At 73.3% G+C, this 23,362-nt stretch carries 18 protein-coding genes and 1 tRNA gene; 3 read left to right on the forward strand and 16 right to left on the reverse strand.

Features of this window, described 5'->3' with window-relative positions:
- Positions 1-65 precede the first annotated feature (65 nt).
- The 5 genes from pth to J4E96_RS16605 all read right to left on the reverse strand — a co-directional run bounded on the left by pth (position 66) and on the right by J4E96_RS16605 (position 4,543).
- On the reverse strand, positions 66-674 hold the full coding sequence (gene pth, locus J4E96_RS16585; protein ID WP_227423160.1) for an aminoacyl-tRNA hydrolase: 609 nt from the start codon (positions 672-674) through the stop codon (positions 66-68).
- Positions 675-811: 137 nt separating this feature from the next.
- Entirely contained in the window at positions 812-1,441 is a 630-nt protein-coding gene (locus tag J4E96_RS16590) for a 50S ribosomal protein L25/general stress protein Ctc (RefSeq protein ID WP_227423161.1), read from the reverse strand.
- A gap of 289 nt (positions 1,442-1,730) precedes the next feature.
- Positions 1,731-2,711 carry a ribose-phosphate diphosphokinase gene (locus J4E96_RS16595; protein WP_319637784.1) on the reverse strand — a complete coding sequence of 327 codons (981 nt, stop codon included), beginning with the start codon at positions 2,709-2,711 and terminating at the stop codon, positions 1,731-1,733.
- Positions 2,711-4,306 (reverse strand): bifunctional UDP-N-acetylglucosamine diphosphorylase/glucosamine-1-phosphate N-acetyltransferase GlmU, encoded by a 1,596-nt coding sequence (gene glmU, locus J4E96_RS16600; protein ID WP_264466159.1) that lies wholly within the window; start codon positions 4,304-4,306, stop codon positions 2,711-2,713. Before glmU ends, J4E96_RS16595 begins: the two co-directional genes overlap by 1 nt.
- 165 nt (positions 4,307-4,471) lie before the next feature.
- Positions 4,472-4,543 (reverse strand) — tRNA-Gln (locus J4E96_RS16605).
- 133 nt (positions 4,544-4,676) lie between these two features.
- Here J4E96_RS16605 and J4E96_RS16610 point away from each other — a divergent pair.
- Positions 4,677-5,297: a TetR/AcrR family transcriptional regulator gene (locus J4E96_RS16610; RefSeq protein WP_227425806.1), complete on the forward strand. Its 621-nt coding sequence runs from the start codon at positions 4,677-4,679 to the stop codon at positions 5,295-5,297.
- Positions 5,298-5,385: 88 nt separating this feature from the next.
- The gene (locus J4E96_RS16615) at positions 5,386-5,910 is read left to right on the forward strand and encodes a MarR family winged helix-turn-helix transcriptional regulator (RefSeq protein ID WP_227423164.1); all 525 of its coding nucleotides are present in this window, start codon (positions 5,386-5,388) and stop codon (positions 5,908-5,910) included.
- A 149-nt stretch (positions 5,911-6,059) separates the two neighbouring features.
- Here J4E96_RS16615 and J4E96_RS16620 read toward each other — a convergent pair whose 3' ends face one another.
- From J4E96_RS16620 to J4E96_RS16670, 11 genes are all read right to left on the reverse strand, one after another.
- Positions 6,060-7,664 carry an HNH endonuclease signature motif containing protein gene (locus J4E96_RS16620; RefSeq protein WP_227423165.1) on the reverse strand — a complete coding sequence of 535 codons (1,605 nt, stop codon included), beginning with the start codon at positions 7,662-7,664 and terminating at the stop codon, positions 6,060-6,062.
- Between the two features lie 146 nt (positions 7,665-7,810).
- Positions 7,811-9,697, reverse strand: coding sequence for an ABC-F family ATP-binding cassette domain-containing protein (locus J4E96_RS16625; protein WP_227423166.1), 1,887 nt, complete (start codon positions 9,695-9,697; stop codon positions 7,811-7,813).
- A gap of 122 nt (positions 9,698-9,819) precedes the next feature.
- Entirely contained in the window at positions 9,820-10,776 is a 957-nt protein-coding gene (locus tag J4E96_RS16630) for a 4-(cytidine 5'-diphospho)-2-C-methyl-D-erythritol kinase (RefSeq protein ID WP_227423167.1), read from the reverse strand.
- A gap of 59 nt (positions 10,777-10,835) precedes the next feature.
- Complete coding sequence (gene rsmA / locus J4E96_RS16635; RefSeq protein ID WP_227423168.1) at positions 10,836-11,714, reverse strand: 16S rRNA (adenine(1518)-N(6)/adenine(1519)-N(6))-dimethyltransferase RsmA; 879 nt, start codon at positions 11,712-11,714, stop codon at positions 10,836-10,838.
- A gap of 108 nt (positions 11,715-11,822) precedes the next feature.
- Positions 11,823-12,902: a resuscitation-promoting factor gene (locus J4E96_RS16640; RefSeq protein WP_227423169.1), complete on the reverse strand. Its 1,080-nt coding sequence runs from the start codon at positions 12,900-12,902 to the stop codon at positions 11,823-11,825.
- Between the two features lie 402 nt (positions 12,903-13,304).
- Positions 13,305-14,522 (reverse strand): aggregation-promoting factor C-terminal-like domain-containing protein, encoded by a 1,218-nt coding sequence (locus J4E96_RS16645; RefSeq protein ID WP_227423170.1) that lies wholly within the window; start codon positions 14,520-14,522, stop codon positions 13,305-13,307.
- A gap of 196 nt (positions 14,523-14,718) precedes the next feature.
- Positions 14,719-15,633: a TatD family hydrolase gene (locus J4E96_RS16650; protein WP_227423171.1), complete on the reverse strand. Its 915-nt coding sequence runs from the start codon at positions 15,631-15,633 to the stop codon at positions 14,719-14,721.
- Positions 15,630-17,258: a methionine--tRNA ligase gene (gene metG / locus J4E96_RS16655; RefSeq protein WP_227423172.1), complete on the reverse strand. Its 1,629-nt coding sequence runs from the start codon at positions 17,256-17,258 to the stop codon at positions 15,630-15,632. The genes J4E96_RS16650 and metG overlap by 4 nt, the downstream gene beginning before the upstream one ends.
- Before the next feature lie 65 nt (positions 17,259-17,323).
- A complete protein-coding gene (locus J4E96_RS16660) occupies positions 17,324-18,340 on the reverse strand; it encodes a PQQ-dependent sugar dehydrogenase (protein WP_319637697.1) in 1,017 nt (338 codons plus the stop codon).
- 398 nt (positions 18,341-18,738) lie between these two features.
- Positions 18,739-19,665, reverse strand: coding sequence for a hypothetical protein (locus J4E96_RS16665; protein WP_227423173.1), 927 nt, complete (start codon positions 19,663-19,665; stop codon positions 18,739-18,741).
- Positions 19,666-19,944: 279 nt separating this feature from the next.
- A complete protein-coding gene (locus J4E96_RS16670) occupies positions 19,945-21,129 on the reverse strand; it encodes an aminotransferase class I/II-fold pyridoxal phosphate-dependent enzyme (protein ID WP_227423174.1) in 1,185 nt (394 codons plus the stop codon).
- Between the two features lie 163 nt (positions 21,130-21,292).
- On the opposite strand from J4E96_RS16670, the gene J4E96_RS16675 reads away from it, so the two are divergent.
- Positions 21,293-23,359 (forward strand): acyltransferase family protein, encoded by a 2,067-nt coding sequence (locus tag J4E96_RS16675; protein WP_227423175.1) that lies wholly within the window; start codon positions 21,293-21,295, stop codon positions 23,357-23,359.
- Positions 23,360-23,362 lie beyond the last annotated feature (3 nt).

A 23,362-nucleotide genomic window follows, 5' to 3' on the forward strand; every position in this document is an offset into this window, starting at 1 on the left:
CGGGTGAATGGCCCGCTCGGGGCGGGTGAATGTCCGGGTGAAATTGCCCCAAAGGGGCTCGAACGTCACGCCTTCGTGTGATACCTCAGCTGGGCCTTCTCGAGACCTGCGGTAATGGTGAGCTCGACGGCGTCGGCCGCGGCGTCCACGAGCCACGGCAGTTCTTTGCGCTCCGTCGCCGAGAAGTCCCGCAGCACGTGGTCCGCGGCCTCCATGCGGCCGGGCGGCCGCCCGACGCCGACCCGCACGCGCACGTACTCCTTGCTGCCGAGCGCCTTGGTGATGTCTCGCAGCCCGTTGTGGCCGCCCTCGCCGCCGCCGACCTTGAGCCGCAGGTCCGCGAAGGCGATGTCGATCTCGTCGTGCACGACGACGATGCTGCCGGGCTCGACCCGGTAGTACTGCGCGAGCCCGGCGACGGGTCCTCCGGACGTGTTCATGAAGGTGACCGGCTTGGCGAGGACCGCCTGCGGGCCGGGCGCGCCACCGGGGAGCGTGCCGAGCCGCACCTGCGCGGTCGCCGCGCGGGCGCCGCCGATCCCGCGGGCCGAGAAGGCGGCCCCGTGCCGGCGCGCGAGCTCGTCGACGACCATCTGGCCGACGTTGTGGCGGTTACCCGCGTATCCGGGTCCCGGGTTCCCGAGCCCGACCACGAGCCACAGACCGTCCGGCATCGACTACTTCTTTCGCTTTGTTCGGTAGGCAGAGTTCTCGGTGAACCGTACTCAGTGCGCCGCAACGTCCGAGCGCCGGCGTCCAGGAGGACGTCGGCGCTCGGGGGCTGCTAGTCGAGCTGGTGGCGCTGCGGCGATCAGTCCTCGGCGGGCGCTGCCTCGGCGGCGGCGGCGGAGGCGGCGGCCTGGTTGGCTGCGGTCTCGGCGTCGGCGGCCTCGTCGGCGGCCGAGCTCTGCGGCTCGGCGATCGTCACGACGATGCCCTCAGGCGACTCTTCGAGCGTCGTGCCCTCGGGGAGGACCAGGTCGCCCACGCGGATCTGGGTGCCCGCGACGAGCCCCTCGATCGACACCTCGATCGAGCTGGGCAGGTTGGTCGCCTCGGCCTCGAGCGCGATGCGCTGCATCTCGACGAAGTGGATCGTGCCGGGGAACGGCTCGCCGGTGACGCGCACGAGAACCTCGACGCTGACCTTCTCGCCGCGGGTCACGAGCAGCAGGTCGATGTGCTCGATGACGTCCTTGACCGGGTCGCGCTGGATGTCCTTGGCGATCGCGAGGTGCTGCTCGCCGTCGAACTCGATCGAGAACAGCGCGTTCGCGCGCTTGAGCGACAGCATCGTCTGGTGGCCCGGGAGCGAGACGTGCAGCGGGTCGCCGCCGTGCCCGTACAGGACGGCGGGGATCTGGCCGGCGCGGCGAGTGCGGCGGGCCGCTCCCTTGCCGAACTCGGTGCGGGCTGTGGCGACGAGCTTGATCTCGGACACGGAAGACTCCAAAAGACGATGACAGATACGGCTAGACACGATCACAAAGAGGAACGGCGCTAGGCCTCGACGCGGGGCACAGGACGGGCACGCGGAGGCGACCGCCTTGTCGATTACGGATCCGCTGCAGTCAGGAAGTCCTGACCGACGGTGTCCCTCGCCGAGGCAACCTGACGAGTCTACCCGGCCCGGCGCCGGGGCTCAAACACACAACCCGGGGCTCAACACAACCTGGGCCCCAAAACAACGCCGGCCGGCCCCCGCGAGGGCCGGCCGGTTGCGGGAGGTGTCAGGCCTGCCCGTCGAATAGCGACGTCACGGAGCCGTCGTCGAACACCTCGCGGATCGCGCGGGCGATCAGCGGCGCGATCGACAGCACGGTCAGCTGCGGGAACCGGTGCTCGTCGGGGATCGGCAGGGTGTCGGAGACGACGACCTCGGAGATCCGCGAGTTCTTCAGCCGGTCGACCGCCGGACCCGAGAGGACGGCGTGGGTCGACGCGACGATGACGTCCGCCGCCCCGTTGTCGAAGAGCGCCTCGGCGGCCTGGACGATCGTGCCGCCGGTGTCGATCATGTCGTCGACGATGACGCAGGTGCGGCCCTTGACCTGGCCGACGAGCTCGTGCACCTTCGTCTGGTTCGGGACGGTGGGGTCGCGCCGCTTGTGGATGATCGCGAGCGGCGCGCCGAGGCGGTCCGCCCACTGGTCCGCGAGACGGACGCGGCCGGCGTCGGGAGACACGACCGTGAGCTTGCTCGAGTCGACTCGGCTGCGCACGTAGTTGGCCAGCAGCGGCAGCGCCATGAGGTGGTCGACGGGACCGTCAAAGAAGCCCTGGATCTGCGAGGTGTGCAGGTCGACGCTCATCAGCCGGTCGGCGCCGGCCGTCTTGAACAGGTCGGCCATCAGTCGGGCCGAGATCGGCTCGCGGCCGCGGTGCTTCTTGTCCTGCCGGGCGTACCCGTAGAACGGCACGATGACGGTGATCGTCTTCGCGGACGCCCGCTTGAGCGCGTCGACCATGATGAGCTGCTCCATGATCCACACGTTGATCGGAGCCGCGTGGCTCTGCAGCACGAACGCGTCGGCGCCGCGCACGGACTCCCCGAACCGCACGTAGATCTCGCCGTTGGCGAAGTCGTAGGCGGTCGTCGGCACGAGCTCGCTGCCAAGCTGCTGCGACACCGCCGCCGCTAGCGCGGGGTGTGCCCGTCCGGACACGAGGACGAGACGCTTCTCGTGCTCGTGGGCCGTGATCCCGGTCATCATCGGTGGGTGTCCTTCTCGGTCGCTGCGGTGATGGACTCGTGCGCGCGATCCGCCGGCTGCGGCAGCAGCGGCGGTGGCTTGGGTGGGCTGACCTGGGCGGCCTGGCCGGCGCGCTCGCGCTCGGCGCGGGCCTGGGGCGAGAGGTCGCCGTCGTCGCCGCGGTCGGCGAGCGATCGGGCGGCGGCGGTCGCGGCGGGGGTGCCGGACCGGCTGCGCAGCACCCAGCCCTCGATGTTGCGCTGCGAGCCGGAGTTGACGCCCAGCGCGCCGGGCGGGACGTCGCGGCGGATGACCGAGCCGGCCCCCGTGTAGGCGCCGTCGCCGACGGTCACCGGGGCCACGAACATGTTGTCCGAGCCCGTGCGCGCGTACGAGCCGATCGTCGTGTGGTGCTTGGAGACGCCGTCGTAGTTGACGAAGACGCTCGAGGCGCCGATGTTGGTCTCCTCGCCGATCGTGGCGTCGCCGACGTAGGTCAGGTGCGGCACCTTCGAGCCCGCCCCGATGGTCGCGTTCTTCGTCTCGACGAACGTGCCGATCTTGCCGCGGGTGCCGAGCACGGTTCCGGGCCGCAGGTACGCGAACGGTCCGACGAGCGCGTCGGCGCCGATGAAGGCGCCCGAGCCGTGCGTGCGCACGACGGTCGCCCCGGCGCCGATCTGGACGTCGGTGAGCGTCGTGTCCGGGCCGATCGTCGCGTTTGCCTCGACGGCGGTGGCGCCGAACAGCTGCGTGCCCGGCAGCAGCGTGACGTCCTGGGCCAGCTGGACGTCGACGTCGACCCAGGTCGTGGCGGGATCGACGATCGTCACGCCCGCGAGCATCCACTCGTCGAGGATGCGGCGGTTGAGCTCGGCGCGCAGGCGGGCGAGCTGGACGCGGTCGTTCACGCCCTCGACGGCGACCGGGTCGTCCGTGCGCAGCGCGCGCACCGCGCCGCCGTCCTCGCGCGCGAGCGCGAGCACGTCGGTGAGGTACACCTCGCCCTGGGCGTTGTCCCGGCCGAGCCGGGCGAGCGCGCGGCGCAGCGCCGCGGCGTCGAAGACGTAGACGGAGGAGTTGATCTCGGTGATGGCGCGCTGCGCGTCGTCGGCGTCCTTCTGCTCGACGATCGCGAGCACGTCGCCGGTGCCCGACTCGCGGACGATGCGCCCATACCCGGTCGGGTCTGCGACGTCCGTGGTGAGCACCGTCACGGCGTTGCCGTCCTCCGTGTGGGCCGCGAGCAGCTCGGCGAGGGTCGCGCCGTCGAGCAGCGGCACGTCGCCGGCGATGACGACGACGGCGCCCTCGACCTGCCCGGCCGCCTGGCCCTGTGACGCGTCACCCGTGCGGGCGACGTCGGCGAGCGCGGCGGCGTCGAGCACCGACAGCGCGCACTGGACGGCCCGGCCGGTACCGGGGATGGCGTCCTGGTCCGCGACGAGAGCGGTCGGGTCGAGCTCGCGCACGTGCGCGGCGACCTGGTCGCGGGCGTGCCGGACGACGACGACGACGCGGCCGGGTTCGAGCTCGGCCGCCGCGGCCATCGCGTGGCCGAGCATCGATCGGCCGCCGATCGTATGGAGCACCTTCGGCACGGTGGAGCGCATGCGCGTGCCTTCGCCAGCGGCGAGGACGACGACTGCGGCGGGGCGGGGGGATTTCACGACGCGGGACTCCCTGCGGATCTGCCCGAGATTTTCCCCCGGGGGGGCGGATATGTCGCGCCGCCACTCTACCGCCGCGCAGGACGACCTCCGTCCGCGCCCGCAATGCTCCGCCCCCAGGATTCGAACCTGGACTGCAAGGCTCCAAAGGCCTGCGTGCTGCCGTTACACCAAGGCGGATCGGCGCGACACGAAAGACCGGTGCCGCGCACTCGTGGCGCGGCCCTGGGCTGCGCCGAGACCACAGTCTGCCAGTCATGCACGGCATGATGGGCCCGTGGCCTCCGAGAGCAAGCGACCCGCACGGGCGCGGATGACAGGCAAGGAGCGTCGCGAGCAGCTGCTCGCGGTGTCCCGCAAGCTGTTCGCGGAGAAGGGCTTCGAGGGCACGAGCGTCGAGGAGATCGCCACGCGCGCCCAGGTCTCGAAGCCCGTGGTGTACGAGCACTTCGGCGGCAAGGAGGGCATCTACGCCGTCATCGTCGACCGCGAGATCGAGGCGCTCACGGCGGCCCTGACCGACCCCCTCACCGCGGGCGGCCACCCGCGGGTGCTGCTCGAGCGAACCGCCCTCGCGCTGCTGACCTACATCGAGACCAACACCGACGGCTTCCGCATCTTGGTGCGCGACTCGCCCGTCGCGCAGGCCACCGGCACCTTCTCGTCGCTGATCGGCGACGTCGCGACCCAGGTCGAGCACCTGCTCGCCGACCAGTTCACGCGTCAGGAGCTCGACCCGAAGACGGCCCCGATCTACGCCCGGATGCTCGTCGGCATGGTCGCGCTCACCGGGCAGCACTGGCTCGACTCGCGCAGCCCCGCGAAGGCCGACGTCGCCGCGCACCTCGTCAACCTCGCGTGGAACGGGCTCAGCGGCTTGGAACGACGGCCCACGTTGACCCAGGGGACCCCCTCCCCGCCGCGCGCCTCCTGACGGCGCGGCGCCCCCGGCGCGGGTGAACCCGCCGGGCGCGACCCGCGACCTGCCGGCCGCTATCTCGATGTCGAGTAACCTCGCAGCCATGGCAGCGGGCTCGGGCACGCAGGACTCACGGGGCGAGGACGAGGTCGACCGGATCGTCGCCGCCTGGCGGCGCGAGCGGCCCGACCTCGACGTCGAACCGCTCACTGTCCTGTCCCGGGTGACCCGGCTGGCCCGACACCTCGACCTCGCGCGCCGAGGGTCGTTCGCGCGGCACGGCCTCGAGCCGTGGGAGTTCGACGTGCTCTCGGCGCTGCGCCGCGCGGGCGAGCCGTACTGCCTGTCCCCCGGCACGCTGCTGACCCAGACGCTCGTGACCTCCGGGACCATGACCAACCGGATCGACCGGCTCGTGCAGCACCGCCTCGTCGAGCGGCTCCCGACGCCCGGAGACCGGCGCGGTGTGCTCGTGCAGCTCACCGACCGCGGCCGCACCCAGGTCGACGCCGCAATGTCGGAGCTGCTCGCCGTCGAGCAGACCCTGCTCGCGGCGCTGGCCCCGGCGGACCGCACGAGCCTGGCAAACCTCCTGCGGACCCTTACCACCCCGTTCGACACGCCCTAGTAGACGGATTCCACGGGTTCAGTTGGTCGGCGGCGAGGAGGGCTCGCCTCTCAGAGGGCTCGCTACTCAGCAGGGCTCGCCTCTCAGAGGGCTCGCTACTCAGCAGGGCTCGCCTCTCAGAGGGCTCGCTGCTCAGAGGGGTTCGCGGTTCAGAAGGGTGGGTCGTCGGGCTGGGGTGTGTGCAACCAGGGCCGGTCGGGTGGCGGCGGCTCGGGATTGACGTCGACGGAGGGTCGCTTGTAGCGGTGTTTGGTCGGTGAGGTCCACCACGTGTCGCCGGTGCGGGCGTCGAGGTCGGGGTGCCAGCCGCCGTAGGTCTTGGCCCGGTGATGGTGGCGACACAACGAGTGGACGTTCTCCGCGCAGGTCTGCCCGCCGAGGTCGGGGTGGTCGTGGTCGTAGGGGTCGCGGTGGTCCAGGTCGCACCGCCACGCCGGCATCCGACACCCCACGAACGTGCACGTTGTGTCCCGGGCCAGGACGGTTCCGGTCAGGTCGGCGCCGGGCCGGTACCCGCGCGGCCCGATCCCGGTCACACACCCGGTGGCGGGGTCGGTGAAGATCCGCCGCCACGTCGCGTCCGCCGCGATCGCCCGCACCAGGTCTGCGGGGATCGGCCCGTACCCGGCCAGCTCCCCGGGCACCTCATCCAACCCCAACAACGTGGTCGCGGCGGCGGTCACCTGCAGGTGCGGACGACGCCCCTGCTCGGTCTTCAAGACCCCGCCGGCCTTCGGAGTCCCGCCGGCCTGACCCGCCGTCCCGGGACCCGGTCCCGCTGTGCCGGGCAGTGCGGTGGTGGGGGCGATGCCGGTGGTGAGGATGTCGGTGCAGAGGTCGGTCAGGGCGTCCGCGCGCCGCGCCGCCACACCGCGCGGGTCGGCGGGGTCGGCGGACGCCGCGATTGCGTCGATCGCGGTGAACACCGTCATCGCGTCCTTGGCGGGTAGGTACGCGGTCAACCACGCCATCACCCCCGGCGCCGGGCTGACCCGCACATACCTGTCCGCGGCGTCGCGGGCGCGCCGCTCAGCGACCGCGGCCGGGTTCACGGTGAGCTCGACCTTGCGCAGGCGTGCCTTCAACGCCGGCACCGTCAAACCCGGCGCGACCGGCAGCACCGCGTCCAGCACGGCCGCGGCCGCGTCGTCGTCGAGGTGCCCGACGCCGTCGACCAGGGCGGTGGCCTTGCGGTGATCGATCACCCCAGCCACCAACGCCTCATTCACCGCGGGCCACACCTGCAGTGAGGTCCCGAGGTTGACCTTTGCCTCCGCCACCGACCGGGACATCACCAGCACCGACGCGACCTCGTCACCCACGAACTCACCCAACCGCTGGGCGTCGCGGCGGCGGGCGAGCTCGGCGATCATCTCGCCCTGCCGCGCCGCAGCCAGTGAGGTGACGCGTTCCCAGGCGGCGATCGCCTCGATCAACACCGCGTCATGCACATCCCCCGGGCACAGGCCCTCGAGCAGGTCCACCAACGGTGAGCCCGGCGCGTGCCCGAGCAGGGCCTCGGCCAATGCGATCTGATCGATCGGCCCCGCTATGCAGGACCCCGCGGCTGCGGCCTGCGCCAACGCCGCCCCCGCCTCGGCCATCACCCGCCCGAGCAACAGCCCGAACGCCACATCCACCGACACTGGCAGCGCCGTCGCCGTCGCCGTGTCGGCCGCCGAGGTGGCGCCCGCGACCACCGGGCCGGCCCCCGCCGGGGCCCCCGTTACCTCGTCATCGCTCGGCTCGAACATGTGTACACACTAAGACGGACCACCCACACGCAGCCCACCCCGAAACCCACCCTGTGCACAGACCCACAACCGGAGCGCAGGCTCCCAGTCCGGGGAACGCGCGGGTGTCGCCGGCAGGCCTGAGCCCAGGCGCCGGCGAGCCGGGGTCAGTCGTCGGCGAGGGCGAGCCAGCTCTCCTCGAGGGCGTCGCGCTCGGCGTCCAGGGCGCGGAGCTCGGCGTCCAGGGCGGCGACCGCGACGTGATCGGTCGACTGCGCGGCGAGCTTAACGTGCAGCGCCTCGACGAGCTGGGTGATCTTGGCCAGGCGCCGGTCGATGCGGGCCAGCTCCTTGCGGGCGGTGCGCGCATCGGCCGCGCTCACCGGCACCGGCACCGGCACGGGCACCGGCTCGTGCGTCGCGGCGTCGCCGGGCGCCGCGGGGGGCCCGGGCACCGCCGCTGACGGCCGCACGGAGGGGTTCGGCGCCGAGGCCGGCGCCGCGAGGCTCGCGTGCCGCAGCGCGAGGTACTGCTCGACGCCGCCGGGCAGGTCGCGGATGCGCCCGTCGCCCATGAGCGCCACCTGCCGGTCGCAGACGCGTTCGAGCAGGTAACGGTCGTGCGAGACGACGATCAACGTCCCGGGCCACCCGTCGAGCAGGTCCTCGAGGGCCGCGAGCGTGTCGGTGTCGAGGTCGTTCGTGGGCTCGTCGAGCAGCAGCACGTTCGGCTCGCCGACGAGCAGCCGCAGCAGCTGGAGCCGGCGGCGCTCGCCGCCGGACAGGTCTCGCACGAGGGTCTGGGCGCGGTCGTGGGTGAACCCGAGCCGCTCCACGAGCTGCGAGGCCGTGAGCTCCTTGCCGCCGACGGACACGACGCGCTTCTCGCCCTCGATCACCGCGACGACGGACAGCCCGGCGACCGCGTCGAGGTCCTCGACGTCCTGCGTCAGCTCGGCGACCTGGATCGTCTTGCCGCGCTTGATGCGCCCCGCCGTCGGCTCGAGCCGGCCCGCGAGCAGGCGCAGCAGCGACGTCTTGCCGGACCCGTTCACGCCGACGACGCCGTAGCGGTCCCCCGGCCCGAGCCGCCAGGTCAGCTCGTCGAACAGGACGGTGGGCGCGCCGCCGGGGGCGTCGCTCGGGAAGCTCAGCGAGACGTCCTCGAGGTCGAGCACGTCCTTGCCGAGCCGCGACGTCGCCATCCGGGTGAGCTCTAGCTGGTCACGCGGCGGCGGCTCGTCCGCGATGAGGTCGGCCGCGGCGTCGAGGCGGAACTTGGGCTTGGACGAGCGGGCCCGCGCGCCGCGGTGCAGCCACGCGAGCTCCTTGCGCAGCAGGTTGTTGCGCTTGTCCGCGCTCGACGCGGCCGAGCGGGCGCGCTCGGCGCGCGCGAGCACGTAGGCGGCGTACCCGCCGTCGTAGCCCGCGACCTCGCCACCGCCCGCGCTGCCCGTGACCTCCCACATGCGCGTGCAGACCGCGTCGAGGAACCACCGGTCGTGGGTGACGACGATCAACGCGCCCTTGGCCTGCGACCCGCGGCCGAACCGGTCGGCGAGGTGCTCGGCAAGCCACGCGACGCCCTCGACGTCGAGGTGGTTGGTCGGCTCGTCGAGCGCGATGATGTCGTGGTCGCCGACGAGCAGCGCCGCCAGCGCGGTGCGCCGCCGCTGCCCGCCGGACAGGCTCGCGACGTCGGCCTCGAGGTCGAGGTCACCGAGCAGCCCTTCGTGCACGGACCGGGCCCGCGGGTCGGACGCCCAGGTGTGCTCGGGGGCGTTGCCGTGCACGAGCTCGCGGACGGTCGTGCCGGGCGGGAGCTCGTCGCGCTGGTCGAGCAGCGCCACATCGGCCCCACCCGCCCGCGTGATGCGGCCCGAGTCCGGCTCGCCGCGGCCGGCGAGCATCCGCAGCAGCGTCGACTTCCCGGCGCCGTTGGGGCCGACGACGCCGATGCGGTCGCCGTCGTCGATGCCGAGGCTCACGCCGTCGAACAGGGTCCGGGTGCCGAGGGTGATGGAGATTGAGTCCGCGCCGAGCAGGTGAGCCATCGAATCATTTCGTGGGTATGAGAGTGGGTATCAGAAGTGTCAGCTGAGGTGACAAGGATCGGTCATTCGCGGCGGTGAGTCGAACCGGCGGTCGAGTCGAGCCCGACGATCAGGCGCACCGATCAGTCGGACCCGCCCGCCGCGGACCCGGCCGACAGCACGACCCGGGCGCCCGGCACGGGCCCGGCGGCGGTCTGCACCTGGTCGGCGACGCCGGCCGCCGTCCAGGCGGCCGCGATCACCAGCGCGTGCTGGCGGCTGCGCGCGAGCGCCGCGACGGTCGGCCCCGAGCCCGACACGAGCACCCCGAGCGCCCCCGCGTCCTCGGCGACCGCGAGCGGCTCCGCGAGCTCCGGCGCCAGCTCGAGCGCCGCGTACTGCAGGTCGTTGTGCAGGGCCGCGCCCAGCGCCCGCGCGTCCCCGGCCCGCAGCGCCTGCATGAGCGCGCGGTCGGCCTCGGGCTCGAGCCGCGTCGCGCCCGCGACGAGCTCGTCGAACGTCGCGAACACGCGCGCCGTCGACAGCCCCTCGGTGCGGACGGCGAACGCCCAGTAGTACTCGCCGCGGCTCATCGCGGGCGAGAGCAGGTGGCCGCGCCCGGTCCCGATCGCGGTCTGGCCCGCCAGCATGAACGGCACGTCGGAGCCGAGCTGCGCGGCAAGATCGGCCAGCTCCTCGCGCGGGACGCCCGTGCCCCACAGCGCGTCGCACGCGATGAGGGCTCCGGCCGCGTCGGCGGAGCCGCCCGCCATGCCACCCGCGACGGGGACGGCCTTGTGCAGGTGCAGGTGCACCCCGGCGTCGATGCCGGCGTGCTCGGCGAGCAGGTCGGCCGCGCGCAGGGCGAGGTTCGTCGGGTCCGTCGGCACGAGGTCGGCCTGCTCGCCGGAGACGGTGACGGTGCGCGTGCTCGCCGTACGCGCCACGACCTCCTCGTAGAGGGAGACGGCCTGGAACACGGTCGCGAGCGGGTGGTAGCCGTCCGGCTCGCGGGTGCCGACCCGCAGGGACAGGTTCACCTTGCCGGGGGCGCGCACGCGCACCTCGCGGTCGGTGCGCAGCTGTCCGAGGGAGGTCACGGCTCCACTGTGCCAGGTCCGGCCGCCCGGCCGCCTGCGGGCGGGCGATGGCGCGTCGGTCAGGGCTGCGCGAGCGCTGCGGCGACCCGGGCGAAGTCGGCGATCGTCAGCCGCTCGCCGCGAGAGCTCGGGTCGACGCCCGCCGCGGCGAGGGCACGCGCGCTCTCGGCCGGGGACCCGGCGAGCGGGGCGAGCGCCGAGCGCAGCATCTTGCGCCGCTGCGCGAACGCGGCGTCGACGACGGCGAACACCTCGCGCCGCGACGCCGACCCGGCCGGGGGCTCGCGCCGTTCGAGCGCCACGAGCGCGGAGTCGACGTTCGGCACGGGCCAGAAGACGCTGCGCGAGACGGTCGACGTCCGGCGCGCGGACGCGTACCAGGCGACCTTCGCGGACGGGATGCCGTAGGTGCGGCTGCCCGGCGGCGCGGCCAGGCGGTCGGCCACCTCGGCCTGCACCATGACCACGACGCGCTCGAGGCTCGGGAAGCGCTCGAGGAACGTCAGCAGCACCGGAACCGAGACGTTGTACGGCAGGTTGGCGACCAGGGCCGTCGGCGCCGGCCCCGGCAGTTCGGTCACGTCGAGCGCGTCGGCGAGGATGACGTCGAGGCGGGACGGGGCGCCGTCGTCGGCCACGGCGGCGGGCAGGTGCGTCGCGACCGTCTCGGGCAGCAGGCGCGCGAGCGACGGGTCGATCTCGATCGCGACGACCGACGCGCCCGCCTCGAGCAGCCCTAGAGTCAGCGACCCGAGCCCGGGGCCGACCTCGACGACGCGCTCGCCCGGGGTGATCCGGGCGGAGCGGACGATCTTGCGGACGGTGCCGCCGTCGATCACGAAGTTCTGGCCGAGGGTCTTGGTCGGGCGCAGCCCCAGCCGCCCCGCCAGGGCCCGGATCTCCGCCGGGCCGAGCAGGGCGCCTGGGGTCTCACTCATGAGGCCCGAGCCTAGGCGCTCGGGCGCCCCGCCCGGGACAGCCGGGCGGGGCGCCGCGGCCGGTCGGCGGGTGAGGCGGTGGTGTGGGGCGGCGGGGTGGGGCGGACGTCAGCCGAACAGGCGCGGCCCGCAGTGCGGCCACTGGCCCGCGCCCGAGCGGTTGTAGAGCGCCTGCGCGCGTGCGGTCTGCTCGTCCGCCGAGGCCTGCGAAGGCAGCCCCGAACCGCCGACGGAGCTCCAGGTGGACACCGAGAACTGGTAGAGCCCGTGGTAGAGCCCGTTGGAGGAGACCGCGTCGGCCCGGCCGCCGGACTCGCAGGCGGCGAGGGCTGCCCAGTTCAGGCCGTCGGCGGTGGCCGTCGCGGCCCCGGTGGCGGCCGCCGCTGCCGGCGCCGCGGCGACCGGCCGAGCCTTGGTGCCGACGCTGACGACCTCGGTCACCGGCTCGATCGAGGTGGCGTCGGACACGAGCTCGCGCGCGGTCTCGACGCCGTCGACGGTCGTGACGCGGTTGACGATGGTCCGCTGCCCGGCGACGCCCGCGGTCGCGACGGCACGCTTGCCGACGTAGCGGTCGGCGTCGGGCTGCTCGACGCTCGCGAAGGCGATCGGCTGGTTCTCGGTGACCTCCTGGATCAGGACCCGGTTCACCACGATCGTGACGACGCCGCTCGCGGGGTGCTGGACCGACACGCGGTCGAGCTCGGTCAGGGTGACGCCCGCGTCGGCGAGCGCGGCGGGCAGGCCGCGCGAGCCGTCGGCCGCGAGGGTCTGGCCGTCCACGACGACGTCGACCCGGCCGGTGGCGGACAGCTCGATCGGGATCTCGGCGCGGCCGCCCGCGGCCGAGCGCGAGGCGACGAGGCGGACGTCACCGCCGCGGGTCGCGAGCGTCGCGAGGGCCTCGTCGGCGCTGAGCGCGGTCGTCCAGACATCGGTCTCGGCGCCGTCGACCTGCACGCGCACGAGGGTCGCGTGCCGCACGACGATCTCTGCCCCCTCGGCCAGCGACGCGGTCGACTCGGGCGCGACGGTGTCCCGCGCGCCGACGTCGATCCCGCGGTCGCGGAGCACGCCCTCGACGCTGCCGGCGAACGTCTCGACCTGGGTGACGTCGCCGTCGACGTCGACCGAGATGGTCTTGTGCGCCACCCCGTACGCGGCGGCGCCGCCGCCAGCAACCGCCACGGTCGCGACGAGTGCGGTCAGGGCGATACGTCGGTGCGATCGCGGCCAACGGGCCGCTCGGGCGGGCAGGGCAGAAATACGGGAGGGGAGGCGCACTCGGTTCCAGACGTCGAGAGGTCCGGGCACGGGGGGCGGTCGCGCTCTCGGTGGAGCGCGCAGCGCGCCGGCCCGAGGAGGCCGCCGTGCCCGCCGGACGTTCCGCCGGGCCTGCTGCTTTCCGGATCCCCGATCCGGCCGTCATGGTCGCTGGGCACTCACCCCGGCGACCGGCTGCCTGTCGATCCCCGACCCGCATCAGATGCGAGCCCGGAAAGCCAGTGCAACACGGCACCGTAACCGATTTGTGATCTCTTGCCAAGGCGAGGCGAGCGGCGCCGACGCCGGTCGCTCACCGCCAGGCGGTCAGTACCAGCCCTTGGCCTCGAATGAGCTCCAGGCGCCACAGGGGGTCCCGTACCGGCCGGCGATGTAGTTCAGGCCCCACGTGATCTGGGTCGCGGGGTTGGTCTGCCAGTCGGCCCCGACGCTCGCCATCTTCGAGCCGGGCAGCGCCTGCGGGATGCCGTAGGCGCCGCTCGAGCTGTTCGCGGCGTTGACGCGCCAGCCGCTCTCGTGGTTCCAGAGCTGGATGAGGCAGGCGAACTCGTCGTCGCCCCAGCCGCGGGCGGCGGCCAGCTCCTTGCCGATGGCCTGCGCGCTGCCCGGGGTGACGTCGGGCGCGGCCGGCACGTCGGGCACGACCGGCGCGACCTTCGTGCCGAGCGCCACGACCTGCTCGACCGGCTCGTCGATCACGACCTGCGCGAGGACGGTCCGGGAGACCTCGGCGCCGCCGAGCGATGCGGTCGCGTACGTGGTCTCGCGCTGACCGACCTTGCCTGCCCGGGTGACGGTCCGGGTGCCCTCGGCTAGCTCCGGGTCCTCCACGACGCGCTCGGTGAACGGAACGGTCTCGGTCGTGGTCCCGCTGCCCTGCTGGGCGCGGGTGACGAGCACCACGAGCCCGTCGACCGCGGTCGCGTCGAGCGGGACGGAGACCTGGTCCCCGTCCTGCAGGACGAGCCCGATCTCCTTGAGCGCCTCGCGCACGGTGGAGCCGGTGGTCACGCCGTCGATGACCTGCCCGTCGACGGCGAGGTGGATCGTCTTCTCGGTCGACACGCGCAGCACGTCGCGGCCTAGCGGGGCCGACCGCGACGCGGAGACCCGCACCGCGTCGGTCCGCACGCCGAGCTCGCCGACGGCCTCGCCGACGGTCAGGGCGGTGGTCCACACGGCGCTCGCAGCGCCGTCGACCTCGACGGAGAGCTCGCGGCCGTGCCGGACGACGATCTCGCTACCGTCAAGCACCGACTCCCCGAGCGCCGGCGCGACGAGGTCACGGTCGCCGACGGTGATGTCGGCGCTCGCCAGCACGTCGCCGACGGTGCGGCCGAACGCGGCCACCTCGACGTTGGTTCCGTCGACGTCGACCGTCACGGTCTTGTGCATCATCGCGAAGGCGCTGGTGCCGCCGGCCACGAGCGCCAGCACGACGCCCTGCGCCGCGAGCCGGGCGACGCGCCCGGACGGGCGCCAGGCGGGCGTGGGCGCGCCGGGGGCCGTCGAGCCTGACCTCACGCGTGCGCTCTCACGCATCGGCACTGACGTGGGGTGGAGCACGCGGCGGGGCCTCTCGGTCGATGCGGGCCCGGCACAGGCGCCGGTACCACCGCACGACCGTAACCGATTCGTGACCGAGACCGTTAGCCGAGGACCGCCATCTGTGGACGCCGCGGGCGCGATCTTCACCCGGCCGGCGCACCCCGCCGACGCCTCACCAGGGCCCGTAGACCGCCTCCGACGTCGCGGCGACGGCCCGGCAGGCGTCCTCGAGGTCGATCTCGCGCGCCGCGGCGATCGCGCGCATCGTGACCGGCACGAGGTACGGCGCGTTGGGCCGGCCGCGGTACGGGTGCGGCGTGAGGTACGGGGCGTCGGTCTCGACGAGCACCCGGTCGAGCGGCGTCACCCGCAAGGCGTCCCGCAGCCCGGCGTTGGTCGCGAACGTCACGGGTCCAGCGAACGAGAGGTACCACCCGCGGCGGGCGGCCAGGCCCGCGAGCTCCGCGTCGCCCGAGAAGCAGTGGAAGACGGTGCGCTCCGGCGCGCCGTCGCGCTCGAGCACCTCGAGCACCTCGGCGTGCGCGTCGCGGTCGTGGATCTGCAGCACGAGGTCGAGCTCCTTGGCGAGCGCGATGTGCGCGCGGAACGACGCGACCTGGGCGGCTCGGCCGTCCGGCCCGCTGCGGAACAGGTCGAGGCCGGTCTCGCCGATGGCCCGGATGCGGTCGTTGCCGCGCGCGAGGTCGGCGATCTCGGCGATCGCCGCGTCGAGCCCGCGGGCGTGCTCGGGCCGCGGCGCGGGCACCAGCCCGTCCGGGCCTGCCTCGCGCGCGCCCGCGAACAGGGTCGCCTCGTTCGGGTGGATCGCGACGCCGCCCAGGAGCGCGGGGTGCTCGCGCACCACGCGGTCGGTCCAGCGGGCGGCCTCGAGGTCGCAGCCGATCTGGACCATCCGGGGGACGCCGACGGCGGCCGCGCGGGCCAGCTGGTCCGCGAGCGCCGGCGGCGCCTGCCCCGCGGGGAGCTCCGCGGGCGAGTCGAGGTGCGTGTGGTTGTCGACGACGTCGAACGGCAACGGCTCGGGGTCCGGCGGCCAGCTCCGGTCCCGGACCCGGCGGTGGCTCACGCCGGCGCGTCCTCGAGCCGCGGGAACAGCGCGGCGCCCTTGGTGATCGTGGTGCCCGCGGGCAGCTGGCCGAACGCGGCGGCCCCCGCGACCGGCTGCGCGCCGAGGTCGCCGAGCGCGGCCTGCGCACCCAGCAGGGTCCATAGCCCCGCGGCGGCCTTCGGCGTCACCGGGTGCAGGAGCACCGCGAGCACCCGTAGGGCCTCCGCCGACGTGACCAGGATGGTGGCGAGGCGCCCGCCCTGGCGGAACGCGCCGTCGTCGGCGGTGATCTCCGTCGGGTCCTTCGCGACCTGCCACGGCGCCTGCTCGGTGATGTACCCGTTGGTGGCCTCGACGAGGGTCCAGATCGAGCCGATCGCCTCGTGCAGCGCCATCCGGTCGATCGCGTCCTCGGCGCCGGCGACGGCCGACGCCGCGACCTCCGCCAGGGCCAGCTCCGCCGGGCCGGGCTCCCCCGCAGCCGGCAGCGTCCCGCCGAAGTACTTGGCGACCATCGCGGCCACGCGCGAGGCGAGGTTGCCGAAGCCGTTCGCGAGCTCGGCGTTGTACCGCGCCGACAGGTCCTCCCAGGAGAACGAGCCGTCCTGGCCGAACGGGATCGCGCGCAGGAAGTAGTACCGGAACGCGTCCGAGCCGAAGTGGTCGATGATCTGGCTCGGCGCGATCCCGGTCAGCTTGGACTTGCTCATCTTCTCGCCGCCCACGAGCAGCCAGCCGTGCGCGAACACCTGCCGCGGCAGGTCGAGCCCCGCGGCCATCAGCATCGCGGGCCAGATCACCGCGTGGAAGCGCAGGATGTCCTTGCCGACCAGGTGCACGTCGGCCGGCCAGGTGCTCGCGAACTTCGCCTTGTCCGCCGGGTCGTCGCTGCCGTAGCCGACGGCGGTCGCGTAGTTGAGCAGCGCGTCGAACCAGACGTAGAGCACGTGCGAGGTGTCCCACGGGATCGGGATGCCCCAGTCGAAGGTGTTGCGCGAGATCGACAGGTCCTGCAGGCCCCCGCGCACGAACGCGAGCACCTCGTTGCGTGCGCTCTCGGGCTGGACGAAGCTCGGGTTCGCCTCGTAGAAGTCGAGCAGCTTCTGCGTGTAGGCGCTCATCTTGAAGAAGTAGTTCTGCTCGGAGAGCATCTCGACCGGCGTGCCGTGGATCGCGCAGACCTGCTGGCCCGCGTACTCGCCGACGCCGGGGACGAGGTCACCCGGGAGCTTGTACTCCTCGCACGGCACGCAGTACGGGCCCTCGTACGAGCCGGCATAGATCTCGCCCTTGTCGAACAGGTCCTGGATGAAGGCCTGGACGCGCCCCGTGTGGCGCTCCTGGGTCGTGCGGATGAAGTCGTCGTTCGCGGCGTCGAGCACCCCGAGCACCGGCTTCCACTCGGTCTCGACGAGGCGGTCCGCCCAGGCCTGGGGGCTCACGCCGTGCTTCTCGGCGGTGCGCATGACCTTCTGGCCGTGCTCGTCCGTGCCGGTGAGGAACCACACCGACTCCTGCCGCTGGCGGTGCCAGCGCGTGACCATGTCACCCGCGACCGTCGTGTACGCGTGCCCGATGTGCGGGGCGTCATTGACGTAGTAGATGGGGGTCGTGAGGTAGAACGAGGTGCGGGGTTCCGGCATGGGCCCAATCGTAGGGTCAGGTCCGCCGGTGCTGCCCCGCGCGTCCCGCCGACGGGACCGGACGCTCAGCCGACGGTCACCCGCACGATCCGGTCGTCGCCGGGGCGCGGATCGCCGCGGCCGTCGGTGTTGTTGGTGACGATCCAGAGCGAGCCGTCCGGCGCCACGACGACCGCCCGGAGCCGGCCGAGCTCGCCGGCGAGCAGCTCCTGGGGGCGGCCGACGCCGTCGGCCGTGAGCGGGACCCGCCAGAGCCGCTCGCCGCGCAGCCCCGCGAGGTAGACGCCCTCCGCGGTCACCGCGAGTCCGCTCGGCGACGCGTCCGACGTGGGCCAGGTGGCGAGCGGGTCGGCGAAGCCCGCCTCGGTGCCGCCGGTGCCCTCGACGGCCGGCCAGCCGTAGTTGGCGCCCGGCGTGATGAGGTTGAGCTCGTCGAAGGTGTTCTGGCCGAACTCCGCGGCGAACAGGCGCCCGTCCGGCGCCCAGCCGATCCCCTGGACGTTGCGGTGCCCGAGCGACCAGACCGGCGAGCCGGCGCTGGGGTTGCCGGGGGCCGGCGCGCCGTCGGCGGTCAGCCGCAGGATCTTGCCGGCCGGGCTCGCGGGGTCCTGGGCGGCCGGCGGGTCCCCGGCGTCGCCCGTGGTGACGTAGAGGTAGCCGTCCGGGCCGAAGGCGAGGCGACCGCCGTCGTGGTTGCCGGCGCGCGGGATGCCGTCGACGACCGTGGTGAGGCCCGCGAGCACCGTCCCGTCGAGCCGCGCGCGCACCACCTCGTTGCCGCCGGCCGTCGTGCGGTACAGGTAGACCTCGCCGGCGTGCGGGCCCCCGGCAGGCGCGACCGCGACCCCGAGCAGCCCGGCCTCGCCGCCGGGGGTGGTGGTCGCCGCGAGCTCTGCGGCGCCGGGGCCGGTGAGCGGGGTGGGGTTGGGGGTGGGGTTGGGGGCCGTGGGGGTGGCCGGGGTGATCAGGAGCACCTGCGCCGCGTCCCGGAGCGTGACGAGCGCGGTGCCGTCAGACTGGAACGCGAGCCCCCAGGGAGCATCGAGGCCGGTCACGAGGTCGGTCGAGGACGTGACGGCCACGGTCGGGACCTCGACGACGGGGACGCCGGAGTCAGTCGGAGCGGCGGTTTGCGCGGCGGTCGGCCCGGGAGCCCCGGCCGGACGTGCGCCGGTGGGATCGTCGGATGGCTCGCGCGGTCCGCTGCAGCCGCCGACGAAGAGGATCACCCCGGCGACGAATCCCCTGGCCACGTTCCCGCGGACGACCGTGGCGTGCCGGTCTCGATGCATCCGTGCGCGCACGAGGCCTCCAGACGATCGCGAGCGCCGAGGCGGTGGCGCTGCCGCCCAGTCTGGCCCGCGGTTCGTCGTTCTGCCTCCCCGCCGCGAGCTTTCGCTCGGCGGGCTGCTTCCGCGCGGAGCATGGGAACAGTGAGGAGGTAGCGAAGGATGTCACTGCTCACGCGGCCAACCACGCCTCAGGAGTCACGTGCTCCGCGCCGAAGGGAGCCGTCGAGGGGCCGCCGGCCAGCTCTGCGGAGCGCGCGGACAAGTGCATTGACTTCGGTGACGAGACGAGCGGTGTCGAAGACGGTGTCCTCGAACGCAAACCGCAGCACAGGGACGCCCGTCAAGGCAAGAATGCGATCCCGGCGTCGATCCTCGCGGAACTGCCGCCGATCGCCGTGGTAGGCGAAACCGTCGAGCTCGACGGCCACAAGATCCTCGACGAGCAAGTCCACGTGACCGACACCCGCGATCCAGACCTGTGGCTCGACGTGGACTCCGGACTCCTGCAGCGCGAGGCGCGCAAACGACTCCGGCATCGATTGGCTGCGGCCGTCGACCGCTCGGAGCAGGCGGTCGAAGCCCACCTTGCCCGCGCGCGGACGGTGCGCGGCCACGTCCCCCACGCTCACGAGCCCTCGATTGACGGCCGCGTCGACGAGGGCGATCGCTTCCCTCGCGGGCAGGCATCCCAGGGCGTGCGCGAGCGCACGCGAACCGGAGACAAGGACACTCCGCCCGGACGAGGACGTGCGTGAGAGTCCCGAATCCCAGTGCAGCACGGCTCCGGAGGGCAGGACGCCAGGCCGCGGCGTCGAGCCATGGCCGGGCCGTGCGAGGTGCACGGCGGCGGGCTGCTCGAGCAGCGGCAACGCCATGACGCTCGCCGCCGAGGCGCACGTCAGGAGCGCGCAGGCGCGCCGGGCCACGACGACCTCCGCACGCGCACCCGCGAGCGCGTAGACCCCACGGGCCGGTCGGACAACGGCGCCGGAGGCGAGGAGCGCCCCCAGCTCGGTGACCTCGCTCGCGCCGTGCGCAACCTGCGCCCGACGTCCGCAGCCGTTCAGCTCGGTCAGTCGTGCCACCACGCTCATGCCTGATCGTGCGACGGTCACCTGCGTGCGACCGGCCCGGGCCCTTCGGCCTGTGGATGCCGACTTCTCCACAGGCCAGGACGACGGCTCATGCCCCGCTCGGTTCGCCGATGCACCGGCGGGGCCCGGCCGTCACCCGCTGTTGGACGAAGGTGCACCTCCGTCCGCGCGGAGCATGGTGCGCAAGTGGCCGGTGTGGCAGATGAGGCGTCACCTCTGTCTGCAACGTGCTCATGCGACACATGCTCCGCGCGGAAGGACGCGCAGAGGCGCGGCGGGTCACCGGCGGGGCGGCGGCGCTCAGCCGAGCCGGGTCAGGCCCTTGCGGATGCCGCGGACGGCCTGCGCGATCCGCTGCTCGTTCTCGATCAGCGCGAACCGCACGTACTCGTCGCCGCCGGGGCCGAAGCCGACCCCGGGCGAGACCGCCACGTCGCACTCGCGGACCAGGTGCGTCGCGAACTCGATGGAGCCCATGTCGCGGTAGACCTCCGGGATCCGCGCCCACGCGAACATCGTCCCGCGCGGCCGGTGGATGTCCCACCCGATCCGGTCGAGGCCGTCCGCAAGCGCGTTGCGCCGCGACTCGTAGACCGCCCGGATCTCGCTCGGGTACTGCCCGGCCTCCTGCAACGTCACCGTCGCCGCGATCTGGATCGGCTGGAACGTGCCGTAGTCGAGGTAGCTCTTGAGCTTCGCGAGCGCGTCGACCACCGCGGGGCAGCCCACCAGGAACGCGACGCGCCAGCCCGCCATCGAGAACGACTTCGTCATCGAGTACAGCTCGACGGCGACCTCCTTCGCACCGACGCACTCGAGGATCGACGGCGGCCGCCAGCCGTCGAACGACACGTCGGCGTACGCGAAGTCGTGCACCAGCACCACGTCCCGCTCCCGCGCCCAGTCGACCAGGCGCTGCAGGTCGGCGAGCTCGACGGTCGTGGTCGTCGGGTTGTGCGGGAACGACAGCACGACGACGCGCGGCTTCGGCCAGCCCAGCTCCCACGCCTCCATCACCCGGTCGATGTACCCCGACCCGTCGGTCCCGTCCCCGATCGGCACCTGCCGGGTGTCCGCGCCCGCGAAGTACGGACCCCAGATGTGGATCGGGTAGCTCGGGGACGGCACGATCGCCGCGTCCCCGGGCTGCAGCAGCACCCACATCAGGTGGCTGAACCCTTCCTTCGCGCCGATCGTCGAGAGCACCTCGGTGTCCGGGTCCAGCTCGACCCCGAACGTGCGCCGGTAGTGGTCCGCGACCGCCTGCCGCAGCTTCGGGATGCCGCGCGAGGCCGAGTACCGGTGGTTGCGCGGGTTCCGGGCCGACTCCGCGAGCTTCTCCACCGCGATCGCGGGCGACGGCAGGTCGGGATTGCCGAAGCCGAGGTCGACGACGTCGTGCCCGGCGCGGCGCGCCTCGAGCTTGAGGCCGTCGATGATGGTGAACACATAGGGCGGCAGACCGGGGATGCGACGAAACTCCATGGCCAGACGCTAGCCGCCCGCGGCCCGATTCCAGCGCACTGCGCCATCTCAGTGACCGTTTCAACGGATTTGTTGCGTTGTGACGGGTTGGCGATGCCACACTGACCCGAGCCGGTCCCTGACCACCCGATCCCCGCCGGCCCCGAACTGGGAGCGAGCCGGGATGAGCCTGGAATCACAGCTGAGGAAGCGGTTGCTTCCTCGCGCCGGATCGGGGTCGGCCGCGGCCGCAGCACCTCCCACCCGCCCTGGCTCCGGCGGGTTTCGTCCCGACATCGAGGGCCTACGGGCCGTCGCCGTGGCGCTCGTCGTGCTTTACCACGCGCGCCTTCCTGGGCTGACCGGCGGCTACGTCGGCGTCGACGTCTTCTTCGTGATCTCCGGCTTCCTCATCACGAGCCACCTGTCCGCGGAGCTCACGCGCACTGGCCGCGTGGCGTTCGGCCGGTTCTACGCCCGCCGGATGCGCCGCATCCTGCCGGCCTCGTTCGTCGTCCTGGCGGCGACCGTGGTCGCTGCCGTGGTCGTGATGCCGCCGCTGCGCGTGCCGTCTATGGTCAAGGACGCCATCGCGACGGCGCTGTACTTCCCGAACGTGCGCTTCGCCCGGCAGGGCACGGACTACCTGGCCGGGGACACGCCGTCGCCGCTGCAGCACTACTGGTCCCTGGGGGTCGAGGAGCAGTTCTACCTGCTGTGGCCGTTGCTTCTGGTGATCGTCACGCTGCTCGTCCGCCGATCGCAGCGCCGCCTGGTCGCCGCCCTCGGGCTCATCGTGGCCGGGTCGTTCGCGCTGAACCTCGTGGTCATGCAGTTCTCGACGGTCTGGGCCTTCTTCCTGCTGCCGACCCGGGCGTGGGAGCTGGGCGTCGGCGGCCTCGTCGCGCTGGCGATCCCCTGGCTGCGCCGACGGCGAGTCAGCCGCGCGCCGATCCTCGGCGTCGTCGGCCTGGCGCTCGTGATCGGGTCCGCGATCGCGTTCGACGACACGACGACGTTCCCCGGGTTCGCGGCGGCCGTGCCGGTCATCGGCTGCGCGCTCGCCCTGGCGGGCGGCACCCAGAACGACGGCATCGCGGGCCGGATGCTCCGCACCGCACCGTTCCAGAGCCTCGGCCGGCTCTCCTACTCGGTGTACCTGTGGCACTGGCCGCTCCTGATCCTCGTCGAGTCCCGGCTCGCGGGTCCCCTGCCTCTCGCGGGCAGCCTCGCCCTCGCCGTCCTCGCCCTGCCGCTCGCGGCCCTGACGTACCGGTACGTCGAGGACCCGGTGCGCCACCTCCCCCTGCTCACCGCGGCACCCGCGGCCCGGACGCTGCTGGCCGGCCTCGCCGGTTCCCTGGTGATCGTCATCCTCGCGATGGGCCTCGGTCGATGGTCGGCCGGGCAACCGTTGGCCACCGCAACGCCTGCGCCGTCCACCGGCCTGACGGCCCCGCCGGCCTTCACCCCGGTCGTGCCGACCAACATGCGGCCGTCGCTGCGCGGGGTGGCCGCGGATCAGCCGATCGCCTACGCCGACCGCTGCCAGCTCGAGTCGACGGCCTCCGCCCTGCGCGACTGCCCGTACGGCGACGTGACGTCCGACCGCGTCGTCGCCCTCTTCGGGGACTCGCACGCCACCCAGTGGCTGCCCGCCCTCGACTCCCTGGGCAAAGCGCAGGGGTTCCGGGTCCAGCTGTACGCCAAGTCCGGGTGCCCGTCGGCCGAGGTCGCGCAGACGCGCGCCGAAGACGACAACTGCGTGACCTATCGCCGGCTCGCCCTCGCCGCGATCGAGGCGGACCCGCCCGAGCTGGTGATCCTGAGCAACGCCGGCCAGCAGTTCTGGGCCGACTCCTCGACCGCTGCGGCGCAGTGGCGGGCGGGCCTGGCGGCGACCCTCGAGGCGCTGCCCCCCAGCAGCGCGCAGCTGATCATCGGCACCACACCGTCGTTCGCCGTCGGTGCGCCGACCTGCCTGTCGATCCACCTCGCGGACGCCGGAGTGTGCGGTGCCGCGCGCGACCTGGTGGTGGATCCCGAGCGGCTCGACGACGAGCAGTCCATCGCCGCCGCGCACGGTGCGGGCTACTTCCCGGCCGTGGACTACCTGTGCACGACGGACCGGTGCGAGACGATCGAGGGCGACATCTTGCTCTACCGCGACGAGCACCACCTCACGACGGTGGCCAGCGTCGACCTCGCCGACGAGCTGGACGCGCTCCTGTTCTCCGGGGCCACGAGCTAGTGA

Source organism: Pengzhenrongella sicca, from assembly GCF_017569225.1.
GTDB classification, from domain to species: Bacteria; Actinomycetota; Actinomycetes; order Actinomycetales; family Cellulomonadaceae; genus Pengzhenrongella; species Pengzhenrongella sicca.

What these genes read in the sequence shown, in the direction of transcription:
- J4E96_RS16675 (WP_227423175.1), top strand. Translation starts at nt 21,293, where the DNA reads ATGAGCCTGGAATCACAGCTGAGGAAGCGGTTGCTTCCTCGCGCCGGA.
- J4E96_RS16620 (WP_227423165.1), bottom strand. Translation starts at nt 7,664, where the DNA reads ATGTTCGAGCCGAGCGATGACGAGGTAACGGGGGCCCCGGCGGGGGCC.
- metG (WP_227423172.1), bottom strand. Translation starts at nt 17,258, where the DNA reads ATGCCGGAACCCCGCACCTCGTTCTACCTCACGACCCCCATCTACTAC.
- pth (WP_227423160.1), bottom strand. Translation starts at nt 674, where the DNA reads ATGCCGGACGGTCTGTGGCTCGTGGTCGGGCTCGGGAACCCGGGACCC.
- J4E96_RS16595 (WP_319637784.1), bottom strand. Translation starts at nt 2,711, where the DNA reads ATGACCGGGATCACGGCCCACGAGCACGAGAAGCGTCTCGTCCTCGTG.
- J4E96_RS16610 (WP_227425806.1), top strand. Translation starts at nt 4,677, where the DNA reads ATGACAGGCAAGGAGCGTCGCGAGCAGCTGCTCGCGGTGTCCCGCAAG.
- rsmA (WP_227423168.1), bottom strand. Translation starts at nt 11,714, where the DNA reads ATGAGTGAGACCCCAGGCGCCCTGCTCGGCCCGGCGGAGATCCGGGCC.
- J4E96_RS16625 (WP_227423166.1), bottom strand. Translation starts at nt 9,697, where the DNA reads ATGGCTCACCTGCTCGGCGCGGACTCAATCTCCATCACCCTCGGCACC.
- J4E96_RS16670 (WP_227423174.1), bottom strand. Translation starts at nt 21,129, where the DNA reads ATGGAGTTTCGTCGCATCCCCGGTCTGCCGCCCTATGTGTTCACCATC.
- glmU (WP_264466159.1), bottom strand. Translation starts at nt 4,306, where the DNA reads ATGCGCTCCACCGTGCCGAAGGTGCTCCATACGATCGGCGGCCGATCG.
- J4E96_RS16615 (WP_227423164.1), top strand. Translation starts at nt 5,386, where the DNA reads ATGGCAGCGGGCTCGGGCACGCAGGACTCACGGGGCGAGGACGAGGTC.